General features: G+C 59.4%; 22 protein-coding genes and 1 pseudogene. 9 read left to right on the plus strand and 14 right to left on the minus strand.

Features of this window, described 5'->3' with window-relative positions:
• Positions 1-129: 129 nt before the first annotated feature.
• The 3 genes from H7R73_RS04195 to djlA are packed head-to-tail and all read left to right on the plus strand — an operon-like array spanning position 130 to position 2,649.
• On the plus strand, positions 130-1,140 hold the full coding sequence (locus H7R73_RS04195) for an aminoglycoside phosphotransferase family protein (RefSeq protein ID WP_103260752.1): 1,011 nt from the start codon (positions 130-132) through the stop codon (positions 1,138-1,140).
• Positions 1,137-1,805, plus strand: coding sequence for an N-acetylmuramate alpha-1-phosphate uridylyltransferase MurU (gene murU, locus H7R73_RS04200; RefSeq protein WP_103260751.1), 669 nt, complete (start codon positions 1,137-1,139; stop codon positions 1,803-1,805). Before H7R73_RS04195 ends, murU begins: the two co-directional genes overlap by 4 nt.
• Positions 1,806-1,824: 19 nt before the next feature.
• Positions 1,825-2,649, plus strand: coding sequence for a co-chaperone DjlA (djlA, locus tag H7R73_RS04205; protein ID WP_103260750.1), 825 nt, complete (start codon positions 1,825-1,827; stop codon positions 2,647-2,649).
• A gap of 85 nt (positions 2,650-2,734) precedes the next feature.
• Here the strand turns inward: djlA and H7R73_RS04210 are convergent, their stop codons facing one another.
• The 14 genes and pseudogenes from H7R73_RS04210 to H7R73_RS04275 all read right to left on the minus strand — a co-directional run bounded on the left by H7R73_RS04210 (position 2,735) and on the right by H7R73_RS04275 (position 14,868).
• Complete coding sequence (locus H7R73_RS04210) at positions 2,735-4,090, minus strand: NCS2 family permease (RefSeq protein WP_103244310.1); 1,356 nt, start codon at positions 4,088-4,090, stop codon at positions 2,735-2,737.
• A gap of 255 nt (positions 4,091-4,345) precedes the next feature.
• On the minus strand, positions 4,346-4,675 hold the full coding sequence (locus tag H7R73_RS04215) for a hypothetical protein (RefSeq protein WP_039040029.1): 330 nt from the start codon (positions 4,673-4,675) through the stop codon (positions 4,346-4,348).
• A gap of 111 nt (positions 4,676-4,786) precedes the next feature.
• Positions 4,787-6,454, minus strand: a complete 1,668-nt coding sequence (gene ettA / locus H7R73_RS04220) for an energy-dependent translational throttle protein EttA (RefSeq protein WP_069651826.1) — start codon at positions 6,452-6,454, stop codon at positions 4,787-4,789.
• Positions 6,455-6,482: 28 nt separating this feature from the next.
• Positions 6,483-7,790, minus strand: coding sequence for a site-specific integrase (locus H7R73_RS04225; protein ID WP_182951484.1), 1,308 nt, complete (start codon positions 7,788-7,790; stop codon positions 6,483-6,485).
• Complete coding sequence (gene xisR, locus H7R73_RS04230; RefSeq protein ID WP_060388592.1) at positions 7,766-7,975, minus strand: excisionase family protein; 210 nt, start codon at positions 7,973-7,975, stop codon at positions 7,766-7,768. The genes H7R73_RS04225 and xisR overlap by 25 nt, the downstream gene beginning before the upstream one ends.
• A gap of 127 nt (positions 7,976-8,102) precedes the next feature.
• Positions 8,103-9,378: pseudogene (locus tag H7R73_RS04235) on the minus strand (IS4-like element ISApu2 family transposase).
• An 83-nt stretch (positions 9,379-9,461) separates the two neighbouring features.
• A complete protein-coding gene (gene ssb / locus H7R73_RS04240) occupies positions 9,462-9,968 on the minus strand; it encodes a single-stranded DNA-binding protein (protein ID WP_182951485.1) in 507 nt (168 codons plus the stop codon).
• Positions 9,968-10,225, minus strand: coding sequence for a hypothetical protein (locus H7R73_RS04245; protein WP_182951486.1), 258 nt, complete (start codon positions 10,223-10,225; stop codon positions 9,968-9,970). Before H7R73_RS04245 ends, ssb begins: the two co-directional genes overlap by 1 nt.
• 65 nt (positions 10,226-10,290) lie before the next feature.
• Positions 10,291-10,512, minus strand: coding sequence for a hypothetical protein (locus tag H7R73_RS04250; RefSeq protein WP_182951487.1), 222 nt, complete (start codon positions 10,510-10,512; stop codon positions 10,291-10,293).
• Complete coding sequence (locus tag H7R73_RS04255; RefSeq protein WP_182951488.1) at positions 10,505-10,693, minus strand: hypothetical protein; 189 nt, start codon at positions 10,691-10,693, stop codon at positions 10,505-10,507. Before H7R73_RS04255 ends, H7R73_RS04250 begins: the two co-directional genes overlap by 8 nt.
• Before the next feature lie 26 nt (positions 10,694-10,719).
• Entirely contained in the window at positions 10,720-11,106 is a 387-nt protein-coding gene (locus tag H7R73_RS04260; RefSeq protein ID WP_182951489.1) for a hypothetical protein, read from the minus strand.
• A gap of 102 nt (positions 11,107-11,208) precedes the next feature.
• Complete coding sequence (locus H7R73_RS04265; protein ID WP_182951490.1) at positions 11,209-12,285, minus strand: phage N-6-adenine-methyltransferase; 1,077 nt, start codon at positions 12,283-12,285, stop codon at positions 11,209-11,211.
• Between the two features lie 37 nt (positions 12,286-12,322).
• A complete protein-coding gene (locus H7R73_RS04270) occupies positions 12,323-12,544 on the minus strand; it encodes a hypothetical protein (protein WP_182951491.1) in 222 nt (73 codons plus the stop codon).
• A 1,631-nt stretch (positions 12,545-14,175) separates the two neighbouring features.
• Entirely contained in the window at positions 14,176-14,868 is a 693-nt protein-coding gene (locus tag H7R73_RS04275) for a LexA family protein (RefSeq protein WP_182951492.1), read from the minus strand.
• Between the two features lie 379 nt (positions 14,869-15,247).
• Between H7R73_RS04275 and H7R73_RS04280 the strand changes: the two genes are divergently transcribed.
• The 6 genes from H7R73_RS04280 (at position 15,248) to H7R73_RS04305 (ending at position 18,806) form a co-directional block, all read left to right on the plus strand.
• Positions 15,248-15,715 carry a phage regulatory CII family protein gene (locus tag H7R73_RS04280; RefSeq protein WP_232092735.1) on the plus strand — a complete coding sequence of 156 codons (468 nt, stop codon included), beginning with the start codon at positions 15,248-15,250 and terminating at the stop codon, positions 15,713-15,715.
• Positions 15,716-15,783: 68 nt separating this feature from the next.
• A complete protein-coding gene (locus H7R73_RS04285) occupies positions 15,784-16,818 on the plus strand; it encodes a Rha family phage regulatory protein (protein ID WP_182951494.1) in 1,035 nt (344 codons plus the stop codon).
• The gene (locus tag H7R73_RS04290) at positions 16,811-16,954 is read left to right on the plus strand and encodes a hypothetical protein (RefSeq protein ID WP_175610331.1); all 144 of its coding nucleotides are present in this window, start codon (positions 16,811-16,813) and stop codon (positions 16,952-16,954) included. The genes H7R73_RS04285 and H7R73_RS04290 overlap by 8 nt, the downstream gene beginning before the upstream one ends.
• Positions 16,947-18,068 (plus strand): conserved phage C-terminal domain-containing protein, encoded by a 1,122-nt coding sequence (locus tag H7R73_RS04295; protein WP_182951495.1) that lies wholly within the window; start codon positions 16,947-16,949, stop codon positions 18,066-18,068. The genes H7R73_RS04290 and H7R73_RS04295 overlap by 8 nt, the downstream gene beginning before the upstream one ends.
• On the plus strand, positions 18,046-18,552 hold the full coding sequence (locus H7R73_RS04300) for a hypothetical protein (protein ID WP_182951496.1): 507 nt from the start codon (positions 18,046-18,048) through the stop codon (positions 18,550-18,552). The genes H7R73_RS04295 and H7R73_RS04300 overlap by 23 nt, the downstream gene beginning before the upstream one ends.
• Entirely contained in the window at positions 18,552-18,806 is a 255-nt protein-coding gene (locus H7R73_RS04305) for a hypothetical protein (RefSeq protein ID WP_182951497.1), read from the plus strand. Before H7R73_RS04300 ends, H7R73_RS04305 begins: the two co-directional genes overlap by 1 nt.
• The last annotated feature ends 1 nt before the right edge of the window (position 18,807 follow it).

The following is an 18,807-nucleotide window of genomic DNA, read 5'->3' on the forward strand; positions in this document are numbered from 1 at the left end:
ATGCATTTTATGTCAGGATCCATCGAGTTGACATTGCATGTCATTGCTTTATGTTAGCCGGCAATGATAAAGCATTATTGCGGCCAGGGCTAACAGCCAAGTGCTGCTTTCCAATTTGGTTCCCGACTCATGCACGATCGCGCTTCCCTGCTTTTGCAATGGGCTCGCCGGATTTCCGGTGACGCCAACCTCTCGTTGACGCTTATTTCCGGTGACGCCAGTTTCCGCCGCTACTTCCGGGGGGGCGGTCTGGTGTGGGTGGATGCTAATCCGAAAACCGAAAAAAATCATGAATTCGTTCGCAATGCGGCCGCCCTGCACGATGCGGGGCTGCTGGCCCCCGAGGTAAAGGGGGTCAACTACGAGCAGGGATTGCTGGCGGTGACGGATCTGGGGGATACCCAGCTTATCGGCTGCCTGAACGAAGAGAGCGTACTGGTCTGGTATGGCAAGGCCATCGCCCTGCTGCCAAGGCTCGGCGCGGTGGCGCTCGAGCTCGAGCCCTTCGATGAGGCCTTCATGGCCCGCGAAAATGCCATCTTCCCCGAGTGGTTGCTGGGACATCACCTGCAACTGGCCCTGAGTGATGAAGAGCAGCAGTTGCTGGCGGAGACCTTCGCCTGCCTCACGGCGAGCAACCTGGCCCAGCCACAAGGAGTGATGCACCGGGACTTCCACAGCCGCAACCTGATGGTGTGTGGCGGGACGAACCCGAAGGAGAGCGACCTCGCCCTTATCGACTTCCAGGACATGGTCATCGGGCCGCTGAGCTATGACCTGGTTTCCCTGCTCAAAGATTGCTACGTGCGCTGGCCGGACGTGGTGATCGAGCAGGGCATGCGACTTGGCTTCGACACCCTGCAAGGGGCCGGTCTGCTCGGCAATCTGGACTATGCCGCGTTTCGTCGCGCAGCCGATCTCACCGGCATGCAGCGCCACCTCAAGGCGGCGGGGATCTTCACCCGCCTCTATCACCGCGATGGCAAGGCCGGCTACCTCAAGGACATTCCCCGTACCCTGGGCTACGTCGTTGATGTCTGTCGCAGCCATGGCGCCGCCTATCCGGTGCTGGCCCGCTTCGGCCAGTGGCTGGAGCAGGTGGTGCTGCCGGGATTGGCGCGCACCGGGGTGACACCATGAAGGCGATGATCCTGGCCGCCGGGCGCGGCGAGCGGATGCGTCCGCTCACCGATCTGCTGCCCAAGCCGCTGCTGGCGGCGGGGGGCAAGCCGCTCATCGTGCACCATATCGAAAAACTCAAGGCAGCCGGCGTGACCACACTTGTCATCAACCACGCCTGGCTCGGACACAAGCTGGTGGCGGCCCTCGGCGATGGCAGTGCACTCGGGGTCTCCATCCACTGGTCGGCCGAAGAGAGCGCGCTCGAGACCGCCGGCGGCATCGTGCAGGCGCTGCCTCTGCTGGGCAGCGAACCCTTTCTGGTGATCAACGGCGATACCTGGCTCGACCTGGATTATCGCGCTCTGGTGAACCAGCCGCTTGGGGACGATCTCGCCCACCTCTGGCTGGTGCCCAACCCTCCCCAGCATCCGCAAGGGGACTTCTCCCTGCAAGCGGCTCGGGTGCTGGACACCCCGGCCCTCACCTTCAGCGGTGTCGGCCTCTATCACCCCGCCGCCTTTGCCGGCTTGCCCTGCGGGGCGCGCAAGCTGGCCCCCCTGCTGCGCGACTGGATGGCGCAGGGACGGGTGGGTGGCAGCCTGCTGGCAGGCGAGTGGCGCGACATCGGCACAGTGGATCGGCTGCGCGAGCTGGACGAGCAACTGCTCGCCGGCACCCATTAACATCACGAGGTCTTGAACCATGCGTATTTGGGGCAAGGTGCTTGGCACCTTCTTCGGTTTTCTGCTCGGCAACATCTTCGGTGCCCTGCTGGGCCTGTGGATCGGCCATCGCTTCGATCGGGGCATGGGGATCCGCGGGGCCTTCCAGCGGGCGCCCAGCCAGCAGCAGCAGGCCGTTTTCTTCCATGCCACCTTCGCCGTTATGGGCCACATCGCCAAGGCGAGCGGCCAGGTCACCGAGCACGAAATAAGGGTCGCGTCCAACCTGATGGACAGGATGCGGCTGGCCGGAGAGCAGCGGGTACGGGCCCAGGAGTCGTTCCGCCTTGGCAAGGAGAGTGACTTCCCCCTGCGCGAGACCCTGGCGGAGTTTCGCCAGGCGAGCCTGGGGCAGCGCGACATCCTGCGCTTCTTCCTCGAGGTCCAGCTGCAGGCCGCCTTCGCCGACGGTCAGGTGGAGGCGAACGAGCGGGCCATCCTGCAAACCATCGCCGACGAGCTGGGGTTCAGTCGCATCGAGCTGGCCCGCATTCTGGCCATGGCCGAGGCCCAGATGAACTTCTTCCACCGCCAGCAACAGCAGGGCAGTGGCCAGGGGCAGCAATACCGCCAGGAGCCCCCCTCCCGGGATCGCCTCAAGGATGCCTATCAGTTGCTCGGGGTGAACGAGAGCGACAGCGATCAGGAGATCAAGCGCGCCTATCGCAAGGAGATGAGCAAGCATCACCCTGACAAGCTGGCCGCCAAGGGATTGCCCCCCGAGATGATGGAGATGGCCAAGGAGAAGACCCAGGAGATCCAGCAGGCCTGGGAGTGGATCCGTGAGGCCCGCGGCATTCGCTGAGCCCTGATCCCGCCATAAAAAAATGCCCGTCGATGACGGGCATTTTTGTTTTTAGAGTCTGGTTTTTCTTTTCATGGAAGAAAAATCAGTGGGCATCGACCCAGACAAACTTGAGGACGAAGAGCAGGGCCACCACCAGCACGCAGGGGTTGATCTCGCGCCAGCGGCCGGTGCCCGCCTTCATCACGCAATAGGAGATGAAGCCCACGGCGATCCCCTCGGTGATGGAGAAGCTGAACGGCATCATCACCGCGGTCATGAAGGCCGGCACCGCTTCGGTCAGGTCTTCCCACTTTACCCGGGTCAGCTCGGAGCACATCAGCACGCCCACGTAGATGAGAGCCCCCGCTGCGGCATACGCCGGTACCATGGCGGCGACCGGAGAGAAGAAGATGGCCAGCAGGAACAGGATGCCCACCACGATGGCGGTCAGGCCGGTGCGACCGCCGACGGCGACGCCGGAGCTGCTCTCAATGTAGGCCGTCACGGACGAGGTCCCCATGAAGGCGCCGCCGACGGAGCTGACGCTGTCCACCACCAGGGCCTGCTTCATGCGCGGGAAGTGCCCCTTGTCATCGGCCAGCTTGGCGCGGTTGGTCACGCCGATCAGGGTGCCGGAAGAGTCGAACAGGTTGACCAGCATGAAGGAGAAGATGATCCCGGCGAGGCTGATGTCCAGCGATCCCATCAGGTCCAGCTGGCCGAAGACCGGTGCAATGCTCGGCGGCACGGAGACGAAGCCCTTGAAGGTGACGTCGCCGAACAGCCAGCCCAGGGTGGTGGTCACCACGATGGCGATGAGCACGGCTGAGTGGACGCCGCGGGCGGAGAAGATGCAGATGAGGAAGAAGCCGAGCAGCCCCAGCAGGCAGGGCAGGGAGGTGAGGTTGCCCACGGTCACCATGGTGGCGGGGCTCGCGACCACGATGCCGGCATTGTGCAGGCCGAGCAGGGCGATGAGCAGACCGATGCCGGCGGTGATGCCGACCCGAAGTGTCAGGGGAATGTTGGCGATGAGCCAGTAGCGTACCCGCAGCAGGGTCAGGATCAGCAGGCCCAGCGCACCCCAGAAGATGGTGCCCATGCCCACTTGCCAGGAGTAGCCCATGCCGGCCACCACCACGAAGGCGAAGAAGGCGTTGAGGCCCATGGCGGGAGCCAGGGCGATGGGCAGGTTGGCCAGCAGACCCATCAGGATGCTGCCGATGCCGGCGATGAGGCAGGTGGTAACGAACACGGCCTGGGTGTCCATGCCTGCCGCAGAGAGGATCTGCGGGTTGACGAAGACGATGTAGACCATGGTCAGGAAGGTGGTGATGCCGGCGATCACCTCGGTGCGGGCCGTGGTGCCATGACCGCGCAGGGCAAACAGGCGCTCGAGCAATCCATGCCCGGCAGCCGGGCTGGCGGTCTGCCCGGTAGCGTGATGTGGTTGATTCATGTTGGATTCCAATGGGTGACGTGAAATAGGCAGCAGGGGGCCCGGCCCATCCATGCGGGGCGACGGACCCTGATTCTGGCGGTGAAGTGACCAGACTCGTCCTGATACCGTGACAGCGCGCACATTTTCACACAGGCGGCCAGGTTTACAAACCCCGGATGTGCGAGGCGGATCAATGAATAGAGTAAAAATTCAAACGTTTTCTCCCGGAGGCAGGAGAAAGGGGACCAATAGAGCCCCGTTTCCACATCGGGATCAACGGTTTTTCTGGTAGCGTTCGATAAGCTGGCTCAGCACGGCATCGCTCTGCTCCAGCAAGGGATCGAGGGCCAACCCCATGCGTTGCAGCAGCAGGGTGGCCTGGGTTTCACTCAAGGGGCGGCCATCAAGGAAGTAGGCCTGCTCGGCAAGTTGCTTGTCATGGCGGGGCAGCAGCACCCAGTGCACCCGTCGGGGTTCGATGGCGGCGAGGATCCGGTTGGCGGCCGCGCAGAAGGTATCGATGTGCTGCTTGCCATCCGGCCCCAGGCAGCCGGGTTCGAGCCGGATCTGGATGGTGAGTCTGGTGGTGGAGGCTTGGGTCATGGGTCGCTATCGCTGGGGAATAGGTGGAGATTGTAAGTCAGAAGAGGCAAAAAAGGGGAGCCCCGGCTCCCCTTGTGACGTCATACCTGGCGGCGCAGCTGTTGCCTCGCCTTACTTGGCAATGCGCTTGTACTTGGCGCGGCGCGGCTGGATAGCCTCGGCACCGTAGGTCTTCTTCTTCCACTCTTCGTATTCGGTGAAGTTGCCTTCAAAGAATTCGATCTTGCCCTCGTCCTGGTAGTCCAGGATGTGGGTGGCGATGCGGTCGAGGAACCAGCGGTCGTGGGAGATGACCATGGCGCAACCCGGGAACTCCAGCAGGGCGTTCTCGAGGGCGCGCAGGGTTTCGATGTCCAGATCGTTGGTCGGTTCATCCAGCAGCAGCACGTTGCCGCCGGTCTGCAGCAGCTTGGCCAGGTGCAGACGGCCACGTTCACCACCGGAGAGCTCGCCGACCCGCTTCTGCTGGTCGGAACCCTTGAAGTTGAAGCGGCCGATGTAGGCGCGGCTCGGGAACTCGTAGTTGCCGATGCGCAGGATGTCCTGGCCGTCGGCGACTTCCTCGAACACCGTCTTCTTGTCGTTCATGCTGTCGCGGAACTGATCCACGGAGGCCAGCACCACGGTGTCACCCAGGGTGATGGAACCGGAATCCGGTTGTTCCTGACCCGACATCATGCGGAACAGGGTCGATTTACCGGCACCGTTCGGACCGATGATGCCGACGATGGCACCCTTCGGAATGGAGAAGGAGAGATCGTCGATCAGCTGGCGGTCGCCATAGGACTTGCAGAGGTTGGCCACCTCCACCACCTTGTCGCCCAGGCGCGGTCCGGGCGGAATGAACAGCTCGTTGGTCTCGTTGCGCTTCTGGTAGTCGTTGGTGTTGAGCTCTTCGAAGCGAGCCATACGAGCCTTGGATTTGGCCTGACGGCCTTTCGGGTTCTGACGAACCCACTCCAGTTCCTTCTCGATGGACTTGCGACGGGCGGCTTCGGAACTCGCTTCCTGGGCCAGACGGGCATCTTTTTGCTCCAGCCAGGAGGAGTAGTTGCCCTCCCAGGGGATGCCTTCGCCGCGGTCCAGCTCCAGGATCCAGCCCGCCACGTTGTCGAGGAAGTAGCGGTCGTGGGTGATGGCCACGACGGTGCCTTCGTAGTCGTGCAGGAAGCGCTCCAGCCAGGCCACGGATTCCGCATCCAGGTGGTTGGTCGGCTCGTCCAGCAGCAGCATGTCCGGTTTTTCCAGCAGCAGGCGGCACAGGGCTACCCGGCGGCGCTCACCCCCGGAGAGGTGCTTGATCTGGGCATCCCAGGCCGGCAGGCGCAGGGCGTCGGCCGCACGCTCCAGCTGGTTCTCCATGTTGTGACCGCCCTGGGCGGCGATGATGGCTTCCAGCTCGCCCTGCTCGCGGGCCAGCTTGTCAAAATCCGCATCCGGATCCGCGTAGGCCGCATAGACCTCGTCCAGGCGCGCCATGGCGCGTTTCACCTCGCCGACTGCCTCTTCCACCGCTTCGCGCACGGTCTGCTCCGGATCCAGCTTCGGCTCCTGGGGCAGGTAGCCGATCTTGATGCCGGGCTGCGGACGGGCTTCCCCTTCGATCTCGGTGTCGATGCCCGCCATGATGCGCAGCAGGGTCGATTTCCCGGCGCCGTTCAGACCCAGCACGCCTATCTTGGCCCCCGGGAAGAAGGAGAGGGAGATGTTCTTGAGAATATGACGCTTGGGCGGCACGACCTTGCCAACCCTGTTCATGGTGTAAATAAATTGAGCCATTGGCTAATTCTCTTTAATTTACAGGTTGTTATCGTGATGCAATAAATTCTTGGTGCCGTATTGGGGCCAAATCAGAAAAGCTGGCCCCAAGTCTGCCCCAAACCCTGTCCGCTTCGTCGCGGTCTTGCTCGGGGATCCATTTGCCATAGACTGTTCGCACCATGGTGCTGTCCTCGTGCCCCAGGTATGACGCAACCCATTCCGGGTTGGCGCCCGCGGTCAGCATCCAGCAAGCAAATGTATGGCGCATATGGTATTGGGTTCGCCGGCGAATGCCAGCCCTCTTTATCAATCTGTCCCATTTGTCGCCCAAGGTGAAGGCCGTGTAGCAAATGCTGAGCCCGGGGGTCTTGCTGGTTACATCGGGACTGAACACGAACGTGACCTTCTCATCTACCTGCCTGCGGTCTCGCAGCGTCTTTTTGATGTAGTGGGTCTGGCGCATCGCTGTCATGGGCCGCAATCGGCGGAGGGCCTCGATTGCCGGGGGCAGGAGCACGATGGTGCGCTCATGGCCAGTCTTCGGTACCTTGAAGTTGCGGGCTTGAGTGATGTTGCGACGGATCTGCAGTTCCCCTCGCTCCAGGTCAACATCCTCCCAGGCCAGTGAGCAGAGCTCGCCTGTCCGCATGCCTGTCCAGCAAGCCAGCTGAATCCACATTGCGTCCATGTCGTGCCTTGCAGCCTCTTGCAGGCGCCGGAACTCATCTTGGTCAAACGGGTCTGGTTTGTCCCGGATCACCTCAACCTTGGTGAGAACCGATGAGAGGTCTTGGTGGGTGTAGCCATTCTGCTTGGCGAAGTTGAACAGCCCCGCCGCCACCATCATGTAGTAGTTGACAGATCTTGGGGCCAGCGGCTTGTCTGTTCTCCCCCGCGACTCAGTCATCAGGAAGCGGCGCCATTGCTGCAGGTCTTCAGTTCGGAAGGTGCTGACGATTCTGGTGTGGTCAAGGTCTGAAGCCATCATCCCAAGAATGGAGCGATAGCGCCCCCTGGCGTTGTCGCCGATGTCCACATCCTTAATCTTCAGGTAGTGCTCAACCAGGTCGCCAAGCGAGATGTCCCTGCTGGCTGTGGTACCGGCAAAGCGGTGGGCGTTCTTGCTGTCTGGGAAGTGTTTGGAGTAGTCGAAGACACCGATAGCGATTTCATGCAGGATAGCCTCCCGCTTGCGGGAGGCGTGCTTGATGTTGGCTTTGGTGGCCGGCATGTTGAGCGTTTCCCGGCATCGCTTGCCGTGGAATCGGAAGTCGATGCGCAGGCTCTTGCCGTGCAGCTCGACACCAGGCGTTTCAGCAACGATGTCGATCAGTTCTTGGTTCCGGTCAGCCAATCCTCATATCTCCGCCAGTGATAGACATACTTCCCATCCGGGGCCAACTTGTAGTGGACCCCCTCTATAAGCTGGCCCTTCTTCCGCTTCTCGCTGATGGCCTTCTCAGTGTACCCGAACATCTCCCCCAAAACCCTAGGCAGAACCCAGCTGGGGCGCTCCATCACTATGATCTTCTGGTGCATGTGTCTCTCCTTTACGCCTCACGGCGAGAATGGCGGCCGCGAGCCGCCGGTTGTTCTGTCGTACCTCAGATGCAGTTCATCAGCGCCGGGTGGCCAGCGAACCTAAAGAACGGACATGTACAGAACCTTAAGCGGCAAGCGAATTAATAATACCGTCTAACGTGTTGTTTTGCTTGGATTTTCTCTGCCTACTCTTTTTGCCGTTTTTGGATAAATACACCATTGCCCACTCCAACTTCTCTGTTATTTCCTGCCACGCACCATGGATGATGCTCGCCAATATCGGCATTAACCAAAGCGCGCTGTTTTTGGCAATCTTCAGCATCGATAACTCCGCGCTGCCAATCAGCGTCAGCGCCAGCCGACGTTTGACCAGCAAGGCCAGCAAACTAGCCCAGATCAAGCCTTCCGCTATCGCTTTTTGTCGTGTCGCGAACGCCTTCAACCGGTTATGTGATTTCAGCTCTTTGAACAACAGTTCGATCTGCCAACGGCAACGATACAATGCCATCACCTTCTCGGCTGGCCATCGCTCACGCGGAAGATTGGTCATCCATATACAGAACCGTTTTTCCTCTGCAAACCAACGTCTTATGAGTCGATATTTATACTTTCCCGAACTCACATCCAGATCCAGAACCTCGGCTCTGCAGCTTCTCCGATCGATATCCTTGAGCTTTTTTCCGAGTAACTTGGGCATTTCCCTGCCGTCCTGTCGGTAAGCTGCCTGTACTTTGGGATTGAGATTTTGACTCCCTCTGACCAGATAGCTTCCTTTGGCTTTGGTCACATCAGCAAAGTACTCGCGGCTGATGTAACCGGCATTCCGCCAATAACAGTTTGTTATTTAACGAATTTGCGGCCGGAAGATGCTTGCGCTCCGATTCGGTATCCGCCGTGATACTCATCGATATCGGCGACTGGTCCAGCAAGGACATGGTCATATGACACTCTACCGCAGCGGGGCTGTGCTTATTGAATCGGCCCGGGAAATGTTCTGCCAATTGCGGATGTAACGCGAATGACGACCCGTCCTGCAGCAGTACCTGCTCAAAGCCTGCCAGTCCGTGGGCGTCCGGTAGACACTCCTTGAGGCGTAAGGCGATGGCTCGTTCAACCAGTGCGCGCATGAACAAGGGAAAACCCTGCTTGCGTAACTGGTTGTGAAAGGGTTTATACGCTATTTGGTCAGTATCATGGAGCTGCAACGCATTGAAATGGCGATGCAAACCAGCAATACCATCCACCTTGTCGCAACCAAGCCCTGAGAGCAGAGCCGGGAGTAGTCTCGCAGGCTGGATATCCCGGAGTCGCTGACAAAAACCGGTAAATTTACCGATCCGGTTGAGTTCAGAAGAGCTAAGAAGTTGCTTGAGGTACTGGGTTGCATTGATAATAGTCATGGCTTCGGGCGTGTCGGTTTTTTTTTGCGATTAAATCAGATCACAAACGAAGCCTTTTTTCTATCTATTTCAATTGGTTGTAGCTAAAGATCCTGTACATGAAAGAACGGAATATCGTCGTCAAACGCAGGCGGCGGTTCGTTGTAATTCTGGTTGGACTTGGCTTGCTGCTGGGGTGGTCGTCCATATCCGCCCTGCTGCTGCGAGGCTGGCGCCTGGTGCTGACCGGTTCCCTGCGGCCTGCCGCCCAGCATCTGCATTACGCCGCTGAAGCCATCGACCAGCACTTCTGTGGTATAGCGCTCCTGGCCACTTTGGTCTTGCCACTTGCGGGTCTGCAGCTTGCCTTCCATATAGACCTGGGCTCCTTTCTTCAGGTACTCGCCGGCGACTTCGGCCAGCTTTCCCATCACGACGACCCGGTGCCACTCGGTGCGCTCCCTCTGCTCGCCTGTTTGCTTGTCGCGCCAGGTGTCAGAAGTTGCCAAGGTGATGTTGGTTACAGCGCCGCCGCTCGGCATGTAACGGACTTCCGGATCCTGACCGAGATGGCCGATCAGGATGACTTTGTTGATACCGCGGCTGGCCATCAGCGAGCCTCCAGAGTCTGATGGAGTTGCTGGAACTTCTCGTTTACCTGGCGCCACTGGGGATCGTTAGCTCCCTTGAGGCAGCGAATGCGGCGGGTCATGGCGAACTTGGCCTTGCTCAGCATATTGGCGCTGGCGGCGTGATGCTGGGCCTTCTTGTAGGAGAGCGCAGCATCTGCAAAGTTGCCAGACTGCTCCTGCTGGATGGCCTGGGCCATATCATCGCGGTAATTGCGTTGGTGGAGTTTGGTGCTCATCGTGTCCTCCCGGACAGTTGTTATCTGTTACATCGCGGCCAGGGTGGCCAGTATCACTGTGGCAATCACCAGGATGGCTGCTCCCTTCGCTTTTTCTGTTTCCATTGTGGCTCGCTGATATCTACTGCCCGGGCCGAGCTCAATGCTGCGACCATGGCACACATGACAAGAGAGGAGCGGAAGTTGCGTGGCGGCTCCTTGCGCATGGCTTCCAGTTTTCGCTGATGCTCCTCGCGCTTGAGCTGGTGCTCTGCGGCGGCCCGCTTTCGCCGTTGTCTGCTATTCACTAGATTCCTCCTGGTACTCCAGCTCGTTGAAGTTGAGATACTGGGCTGGGGCCTTATCAATGGCGGCCAGCCGGATCTGTTGGTGGGTCATCGGGTGGTGCGCCTCGATGGTGCCAGTCAGGCGATCCGGCGCAGAGCCAAGTTCGGTAACTGCGCTCAGGGTGTAGCGGTAGCGGTGCATTTGCCTGCTCCTTTGGTGGTGTCTATCTACCAGCTGTACCCGCCATGCTTTTCCTGCTGGCCGGCAAGGCAGCGTGTGATGGCAACTCTGACGAAGCCTCCCTTGGTCTCGGCGTCGGTGACACTGTCGAACCGGACCACCTGATCCCCGCAAGTGCCTATCACTGGGGTCTTGCGCCACTGCGGCGGCTTCACCACGTCCACATAGAGGCGGCGAGTGTGGCGGCCACGGCCGTTATCCCCAACCAGACAGAAGTGCTCAACCCGGGTAGTGAAGCGGGACTCTCTGTGGATCTGCCCCATCACAATGCTGGCCTCGCTGACAGTGAGGGAGAACTCGGCGGCCACCTCGGCACTGATGGCCCCTCCCTCTCTGCCGTGAATCCACTCAGCAACGTCCTGCGTGATGCTCATCACTGTATCTCCCTGTGGTCAATTCCATACTGGCTGGTCAGTTGGCGGAGTTCGATTTCTGCTCGTTTCTCCTGGCGGCGCGGGAACGGCGAAGTGATTTGCTCATGCAGCCTCCCCATCATTCAAGGTCAGTGTCAGTTGGTCTTGATCCGGATTCAGCAGGTGTTTGGCCATTTTTGTGGCAGCACTTAGCGTGGATTCTTGGTCACCCTCTCCATCCTGCAGATTGCGGATGTAGCCAGCCAGAAGGCGGGTATTGGCTGGGGTAAGCAGATCCGCTTCATCAATCTGATAGATGACCGACTTGATGGCTGGGAAATGCTGCCAATCGTTCAGCGGCTCGATATTTCCGGTTACATCAAAGCCCAGAGTTGTCATGGCGACCTCAGTTGCGATCTTGCTGATCTCAATCTCGGTAACCACCGACTGCTCCCAATCCGCCGGATTGGCGACGTCATGTTGGTCCTGCTGCATGGTTGGCTCGGTAGAAACTGCCTTTGCGATGGCTTGGCTGGCCTCTTCGTTGAGCGCAACAGCCTGGCGGTGGATCATGTCGAGGATGATCTGGCCCGTGGTGATGAGGTCGTCACGGCGCAGGCGCGCTTCTGGGCGGCGCTCGCCCTGCCAGCTGGCATCGAAGATAACAACGGCCGAGGCGAAACCGCTGGAGCTGGGCTTGTCCTTCTTCGGGTCGCGGGGCACGTACCAGCTCGGCACCTCAAAGCCGATGCGGCCGCTGATGAACTGGATAAAGTCGGCATCCTCCGGCCACCATGTTTCGCTGGTAGCGGCCTTGATGAGCAGCATGATCTTAGCGCCCAGCGCCCGTTGCTCGCGGCAGAAGTTGAGGATGGGCTCCATCCCAGTGATGTGGTTTCCTTTACCATCGACGCATGGGCGGGAGTAGGGCGGGTTGCCGTAGGCTGCACCACCCAGGCGGCGCAGGTCGGATGCCAGCTCCTGAGTGATGGCATTGTCGGCCGCATCGTAGTAGTTAGGCACCAAGGCGTTGCAGTCATCGGCGAACATGTCGAGCACCACCGGCCCAAGGGTGGGGGCGAAGTGGTGGAACAGGCCCCAGGCTAGCGGCTTGGGAGTCTGCCACTGGTCACCGATCTGCTTGAGTTCGTGGTCAGGCTGGAGCTGGAGCTCTGCCAGTGCTTGGGCGTAGTGGTTCATTGGTCTATCACCTACTCATTGCGACCCGTACCCCGGATCAGGGCTTGGCCTGCTTGGCCGATTCCGCCTTCTTCGCGATCCTTGCTACTGCGCGGGCCGCCTTGAGGCACTCATCAAACACCTTCCCTTTGGCAAAGCTGGGTGTCCGGTCGAAATGGCGTTTGGCTTCAGCCACGCCCAGCGAGATCGCATGGGGGGGGAATTGCTCTTTCTCCAGCGTTGCCTTGATGTGCTTGGCAATGAACTCGCTTGGGTGCATGGCTGCCTCCGCTATCTCTGAAATGGGACTCATCACACAAGCGACAGGCAAAAGGAGGCCGTGACCCGCTGTTGGGCCGCTATCGCTTGTGGGATAAGGGCCCCGTTGCCGGGGCCAGGAGAGAACATGTCGGGCTGATTGGTCAGGGCCTGGAGCCCTGTGCCAGCGTGGGCGGTGGTGCTGCCCTTGATGGCGCCGTCAGGTGGGTGACGGTTGGTGTTGCAAGTTGGTCAGCTGCCAGCCCGAGCAGCCAGATCAACATCAGGAGTAGTAACCACATGCGTTGCACCTGTGGTGAGGCTGAGCGCTTCACAGCGAGTCAGCCGTTCTTGTTGTCGGCACCGGTGCGCCCTCACGGGCAGACCTACCATTTCGAAACTGTCGCCTCTCGGCGAGGGCCTTAGTGGCGCTTCACAGCGGGACCAGGCGACCGCGTAACCCTGCGGCGGGTTGGTTGCCGGTTACCCATATCCGGCGTCAGCGCTTAGGTCTTTCGACTTGCCAAACTGACGGGTTGGCTGTGGTGGCCTACGATTGCACTTCCTATCGGCACCTCCCGGCTGCTCGCAGCTTATGGGATGGCTATCACCACAACCGTGGATTGCACTGGTCTTGCTTTCAGTCCGGGCGGTTTGACCGATCCAGTCTTGCCATGCTTGCTGGCCTTCCTGTCGCTGCCTTAAGTCCGATGCCGGTGTCCTATCAATGCAATCCCGGTTGTGTGCCCGTTATTAATCAGAGCGGGCCACTCCGCCAAATTTGCTTACGAGGGATTGGAAGACCTCGCTGATTTATAGGCTGTTACGCCGCCATCAGAACTGCATCATCGTTTGCATTTATGTTGATGGTCGATTTCTCAACAAACCGCATAGTCGCCACGAAAACTATCTGTTGCGTCTCCACAACTGAGGTTGCACTGCGGGGTGATACGCCCCTTGGCTCTGCCCATCAACGCCTGATTGTGTGCGCGCTCAGGAGTCGAATTTTAATCCACCCGCACAGGTGAACACGCGCAATGCAACTTCAGTTGTGTCCCGGCCTTTCACCGGGTGGGTGGCTGGGGAGTCAGACCCGCCACTCGCTTCGTTCGCACTTCACTGTCTTTCCAGTTGCCAGCCGGTCACTGACCATGTTTTCCGGTCACCTTGGTCGGCACGCATTCAAGCCTTGCCAAGGGAGAGCGGTGAGGCGTGTCAGCCCGGTTGCCGGTGTTATGTCCCCAAGCGGTAGTTGGCCACCGCTGCCAGTGTTGTGCTGGCCCTCCGGCTGGGGTTGTCTTTCGCATTCAGTTTGCTTCCTAACTTGTGGTTAGGATATATCGGTTATATTTTTCGTCAATAGCCAAAAGTTAGTTTTTGTGTTTTTTTAACTTTGCCGATATGTGCGTGGACGTTGCACAGGGGCCGGATATGGCGTTTGAGGCCGAAGGCATGTCTGGTTTTGTAGTAATGGGGTAAAGGCTTCGCAGGGTTCAGGCAGGAGGTGCAATGCCTTCTAGCCACAGGAGTGGCGGATAAAGGCAGGGCTTATAGGATGTGCTTTGGAGGGATGGAGCAAAGCCTGATGGCAACTCAGTCGTTACTCAAAATGGTGTGGATAGCAAATTGCGACGTAAGGTGAGCCGCAATATGCTACTCAATCATAACCGCACAGACTAACACGGCGCAGATCTCAACGTCCTCAGTGACTTGCAGCATGGGGTATTGAGGATTTAGTGGTTTGAGCCACCAGTTGCCAGCATCTAGAACCAATTCTTTGAACGTCATGTCATTGCCATAGCGGGCAATCACTTTCTTGCCTGGTGCTGGTTCAATATCGGGGTCAACGATGATGATTGTGCCTTCAGGATATGACTTCCCGCCTTGTGAAGAGATCATTGAGTCACCTTTGACCACTACCGCGTAAGCCCTTGGGCCAGCGCGTACTGGGCTTGTGATGGTCTCTTCGGCCTCTTCTAGAGTAGGAGCAAACCCGCAATCCTTGAACTCTCCAGCTCTCACCCACGAAATCAGTGGAACCCTGTAAACAGGATATGGCTGGGGTTCTACGTCACCACTATTGGTGTCAGTACCGGTCAGCAGCCATTGCACGCTTTTACCGGTAATTCTGGAAAGCTCGCCCAACCTTTTAACTTCAGGTAGGCCATCACCTCTAAGCCACTTTCGAACAGAAATCTCAGATAGATCCTCGCGCAGAGTGCGTTTCAGTTGGGCAATTCGCCCTCTCTGCGGCCAATTCAACTCATCAAGGGCGAGGTTGAGTCTCTGGGCGAATGCGATTTTGTCGGACTCGTAACGCGCCATTTCTGTCTGATTCTCATTCATATCCTAACGTCCGGTTATTATGTTGTGATTCCCGCCTAACTTTAAGCTCTTGAGTTTTTACCTAACCACTGGTTATTATTGTGTCGATGCAAAAGACCAGAGGACGCCATGCATACCCTGATAACTCGATTTGGCTCCAAGAGTGCTCTCGCGACTGCACTGAACATCACGCCAGAAGCAGTAAGCAATGCATTTCGGAGAGGTAAGGTCCCATCCACCTGGATTCTAAAACTTAAACAGCAAGGTTTGAGCCAAGTCGATATTTCAGCCTTGCCTCTAGCGAACCGAGCCGCCGATATCTTGTCGGCACTGAACCCAACAGATGAACACGGAGCAGATCATGACACAGACAACCGAAACTTCCACGAGAAGTAAACCAATGGTTTCACGTCCGGATGTTTTGCTGGCTGCCTATCTGCTCGGCAAGAGCCACAACATCAGCGAGATCGCCCGCCTGATTGGCAAGGGCGAGACCGTGCTGGCCAACAAGCTCAACCCGGATTGCGACAGCCATCACCTGAACCTGGGTGAAGCTGTCGCAATCACCGAGCTCACCGGTGACAACCGGATTCTGGAAGCTTGGGCTGCCAGCCGCGGCAAAGCGCTGGTTGACCTGCCGGCCGGGGTCGTCAGCGACGATGACCTGGTGGAGCAGGTGCTGCTGGCCCAGTCGGTGTTCGGCGAGCTCATGCAGTCGATCCACGACGCCCGGGCTGACGGCGTGATCGACCGGATGGAGCACGGCCAGATTGAGCGGATCGGCACCCAGGCCGCCGAGCATGTGCTGGGGCTGATCCGCACCACCGCCGTCAACGTGCGGACCCTGCCGGCCACCGCCGGCAAGTAGAAACAAGGCGGCCCCGCACTGCGTCAACAGTCGGGGCCATGGTTCAAACATCGAAAGAGGATGTGAACATGGAAAAGCATACGGAATCAGAGGTAATAGGGCAAGTGGTCGAAATCCATTTCGGGTTGCCATTGAGGGAGTGCGCCTCAAAATGGGTTGGCAAGCCGTCTACCTTGGCTTATTCTGTGGGTGCTGCGGCAAAATCCGCAGCCGGGATTGGAACCCCGAACTTGCATCTGGAGCTGACCCACGCTCTTGCGTGGTTTTTTGTCAGCGATCGCCCCCCATTTTTTGGGGTGCTGCTCGCCTACCCGGCGTTCGGCATCCTCAGCGTTATGGTGGCTCGGGCGGGGCAGCCTTCGGGCTGGCCGGTTTCCTCTGGATGCGCCGGTAGTTCCAACCCCGTTCGGGCTACCACCATGAGATTGGAACCTCTGGTCGGTAGTGACAACCTATCGCATCCGGAGGCTGCCATCATGGCTACTGTCCCTACCCCCATTACACCCGTCGTTCGGGTGAACAACGGCCAGGCCGTTACCACGTCCCTCGATCTGGCCGAGTGCTTCGGTAAGCAGCACAAGAACGTTATTGCCAAGATCGAAAATCTCGATTGCTCCCTCGAATTCACTGAGCTCAATTTTAAGCTCAGTCGCTATACCGACCCCACTGGCCGTTCTCTCCCCTGTTACCTACTGACCCGCGATGCTTTTGTGTTCGTTGCGATGGGCTTTACCGGCCGCCGTGCTGCCGAGTTCAAAGAAGCCTATATCGCCGCTTTCAACAAAATGGAGCTTCAGCTACGCCAGCAGGCGATGGGGCACGGTGACGCTGTCGATGTGGCGGTGGGTGTGGTGATGGAGAGCCTGGCGGTGATCCAGCAGGCGTGGGATGGGCAGCTCTATGACGGGCTCAAGGCTCTGGGCTCGCCGCTGGCGGTGTCGCTGCACGACAGGGTACACATGGCCTGCTTTGCCATCCAGCAGGTGGCCTATCACACCGGCACCACCCTGACGATGAAAGAGGCGCTCGCCCGCACCCAGCCGCCCGCATTTCCCTGGACTCAGCAGCGCGGCCAGTGCCGTTCTGGAGGCCGTCATGCATAAGCCAAAGGTGCTGCCTTACCTGAAGTGGGTAAACGGTTATCAACTGGTGGTGATGGGGGTGCAACTGCCCATCACCCAGGCGCAGGCCAGGGTGGTGTATGCCCAGCTGCGGAGCATGGAGGTGAGTCATGGGTGAGGTGATCAGACTGGCGGCCCCGGCGGTCGCCCCTATCAACAGGAAGGCGAGCAGCAACATGAGTGACAACCGTCGCAGTGGTTATGTGGTGTGCTGGCGCTCGTTGCTGCAAGCCGACTGGGCCCGTAACGCCACCAAGCTGGCGGCCTGGATGCGGTTGATCGGTCTGGCCGCCTACGAGGCGGGCTGTGTGCGCTACAAGGGCCGTGACTGGCACCTGATGCGCGGCCAGCTGGTGATCAGCGCAACCGCGCTGGGTCAGCTGCTGTGTGACGAGCGCGGGCGTGGTCTCGACAAGAAGTCGACCGAGCGCCTGCTTGGCTGGTTCGCCAAAGAGGGGATGCTCGAACTGCGTGGCACCCCGTGGGGCACCATCATCGAGATCTGCAACTACGACGACTATCAGGCATCCCTGCAGCCGGTTACCTCTAATTGCGAGTCATTCGCAACAGAGCAGTTTGAGGGCGCGACAAATGGGGCGCCCATCGGGGTGCGCATCGGGGTGCCGAGTGTCCCGCCCAAAGCCTTTACCGATGCGGCTTTGAGTGGTGATGCTGTCGCGCCGACTGTCGCGCCCATCGGGACCCCGACCGTCACGACAACAGAACAAGAAGTAAAAGAATCAGATAGTACAGAGGATCTTAAACAGATCTCTTGTCCGGTTTCTGACGAAACCGAACGAGACCGGAAGCGCAAGGTCACCTTGGTGGTGAGCCAGGAGGCGAGGGAGGTGCTGGAGCACTTCAACGCTGTCGCCGACCGCCGCTATCAGGCCAAGCCAACCGCCCTGCAGAACATCAACGCCCGTCTGGCCGACGGCTACTCGGTCACCGACCTGCAGCTCGTGGCGGACTTCAAGACCGCTCACTGGGCTGCCGACCTGAAAATGAGCGAGTACTTGCGCCCGATGACCGTGTTTGCCCCGCAGAAATTCGACGGCTACCTGGCTGCTGCCAAGCGATGGGATTCCATCGGCCGCCCGCGCTGCGTGAACGGCGAGTGGGAGGGTTACGAGCGCAAGCGCCCCATGTCAAACCTGGCCAATGCCAAGAAGCAGGCCCAATCCATCATGGCATCAGCGGGAGTCGGCTATGACGACAACACCATCCTCTGACGTGGTTGTGCTACACCAAGGCAGCCTGCAGCAAGACCAACGCGCTGCTGACCCGTTAACCCTGTTCCTGGCCAACGAGCTGTTCCCGATGATGCTTGCCTTCTGGCCGGCCAGTGCCAACCAGCTGGACAGCAACGCCGCCGGCACCGCCAAAGCGTGGGCCCTGACCATCAAGGGTTTCCCTGTTGGTCTGGTCCGTGAAGCGGTACTGCAGCTGGCCGATGAGGTCGACCGGCAGTTCGCCCCGCGCCCTGCCGAAGTGAAGGCGCTGATGGCGAGCATGATGCAGGCCGACCAGCCTACTACGCCAACTGGACACACCATTTCGATTCGGGCTTGCGAGATGGAGGCCACTGTTCGCGTGTATTTGCAGGTGGGGAAGGTTGATGCGTTGGTGACTGATGATGCCGTTGCCGCAGAGTTGCAGTCGATTTTATCCGATAAGCGCCGCGCAGGCGTCACAGTGACAGGGAGGGTGGCGTGATGGCCAGTCAATTCAATGCGAATGCCGAACGTGATGTGCGTGAGGCGCAGTTCTGCCGGGTTGCCATCTATCCGCCAGTGCGGGGCTGGGTGGGCGAGCGGGTGCACCTGGAGGTGTCGAACTCGCTGGATACGCTGGGCCAGACCGATGCGGCGACTGCCGCCGGTTATTACCTGGTGACGGATGGGGCCGAGGGGGCGCGGGCGGAAGCGGCGCGGATCCGGGGCAAGGCGGTGGAGCTGGTTCGTTTGTAAA

The sequence above is a fragment of the Aeromonas sp. WP2-W18-CRE-05 genome, from assembly GCF_014168615.1.
GTDB classification, from domain to species: Bacteria; Pseudomonadota; Gammaproteobacteria; order Enterobacterales; family Aeromonadaceae; genus Aeromonas; species Aeromonas caviae.

Coding starts and splice junctions, on each gene's coding strand:
- H7R73_RS04210 (WP_103244310.1), bottom strand. CDS start 4,090: ATGAATCAACCACATCACGCTACCGGGCAGACCGCCAGCCCGGCTGCC.
- H7R73_RS04195 (WP_103260752.1), top strand. CDS start 130: ATGCACGATCGCGCTTCCCTGCTTTTGCAATGGGCTCGCCGGATTTCC.
- H7R73_RS04255 (WP_182951488.1), bottom strand. CDS start 10,693: ATGCACCGCTACCGCTACACCCTGAGCGCAGTTACCGAACTTGGCTCT.
- H7R73_RS04305 (WP_182951497.1), top strand. CDS start 18,552: ATGGCCAGTCAATTCAATGCGAATGCCGAACGTGATGTGCGTGAGGCG.
- H7R73_RS04285 (WP_182951494.1), top strand. CDS start 15,784: ATGGAAAAGCATACGGAATCAGAGGTAATAGGGCAAGTGGTCGAAATC.
- H7R73_RS04275 (WP_182951492.1), bottom strand. CDS start 14,868: ATGAATGAGAATCAGACAGAAATGGCGCGTTACGAGTCCGACAAAATC.
- ettA (WP_069651826.1), bottom strand. CDS start 6,454: ATGGCTCAATTTATTTACACCATGAACAGGGTTGGCAAGGTCGTGCCG.
- H7R73_RS04280 (WP_232092735.1), top strand. CDS start 15,248: ATGGTTTCACGTCCGGATGTTTTGCTGGCTGCCTATCTGCTCGGCAAG.
- H7R73_RS04260 (WP_182951489.1), bottom strand. CDS start 11,106: ATGAGCATCACGCAGGACGTTGCTGAGTGGATTCACGGCAGAGAGGGA.
- H7R73_RS04245 (WP_182951486.1), bottom strand. CDS start 10,225: ATGAGCACCAAACTCCACCAACGCAATTACCGCGATGATATGGCCCAG.
- xisR (WP_060388592.1), bottom strand. CDS start 7,975: ATGCACCAGAAGATCATAGTGATGGAGCGCCCCAGCTGGGTTCTGCCT.
- H7R73_RS04215 (WP_039040029.1), bottom strand. CDS start 4,675: ATGACCCAAGCCTCCACCACCAGACTCACCATCCAGATCCGGCTCGAA.
- murU (WP_103260751.1), top strand. CDS start 1,137: ATGAAGGCGATGATCCTGGCCGCCGGGCGCGGCGAGCGGATGCGTCCG.
- H7R73_RS04300 (WP_182951496.1), top strand. CDS start 18,046: ATGACGACAACACCATCCTCTGACGTGGTTGTGCTACACCAAGGCAGC.
- ssb (WP_182951485.1), bottom strand. CDS start 9,968: ATGGCCAGCCGCGGTATCAACAAAGTCATCCTGATCGGCCATCTCGGT.
- djlA (WP_103260750.1), top strand. CDS start 1,825: ATGCGTATTTGGGGCAAGGTGCTTGGCACCTTCTTCGGTTTTCTGCTC.
- H7R73_RS04270 (WP_182951491.1), bottom strand. CDS start 12,544: ATGCACCCAAGCGAGTTCATTGCCAAGCACATCAAGGCAACGCTGGAG.
- H7R73_RS04265 (WP_182951490.1), bottom strand. CDS start 12,285: ATGAACCACTACGCCCAAGCACTGGCAGAGCTCCAGCTCCAGCCTGAC.
- H7R73_RS04295 (WP_182951495.1), top strand. CDS start 16,947: ATGGGTGAGGTGATCAGACTGGCGGCCCCGGCGGTCGCCCCTATCAAC.
- H7R73_RS04290 (WP_175610331.1), top strand. CDS start 16,811: ATGCATAAGCCAAAGGTGCTGCCTTACCTGAAGTGGGTAAACGGTTAT.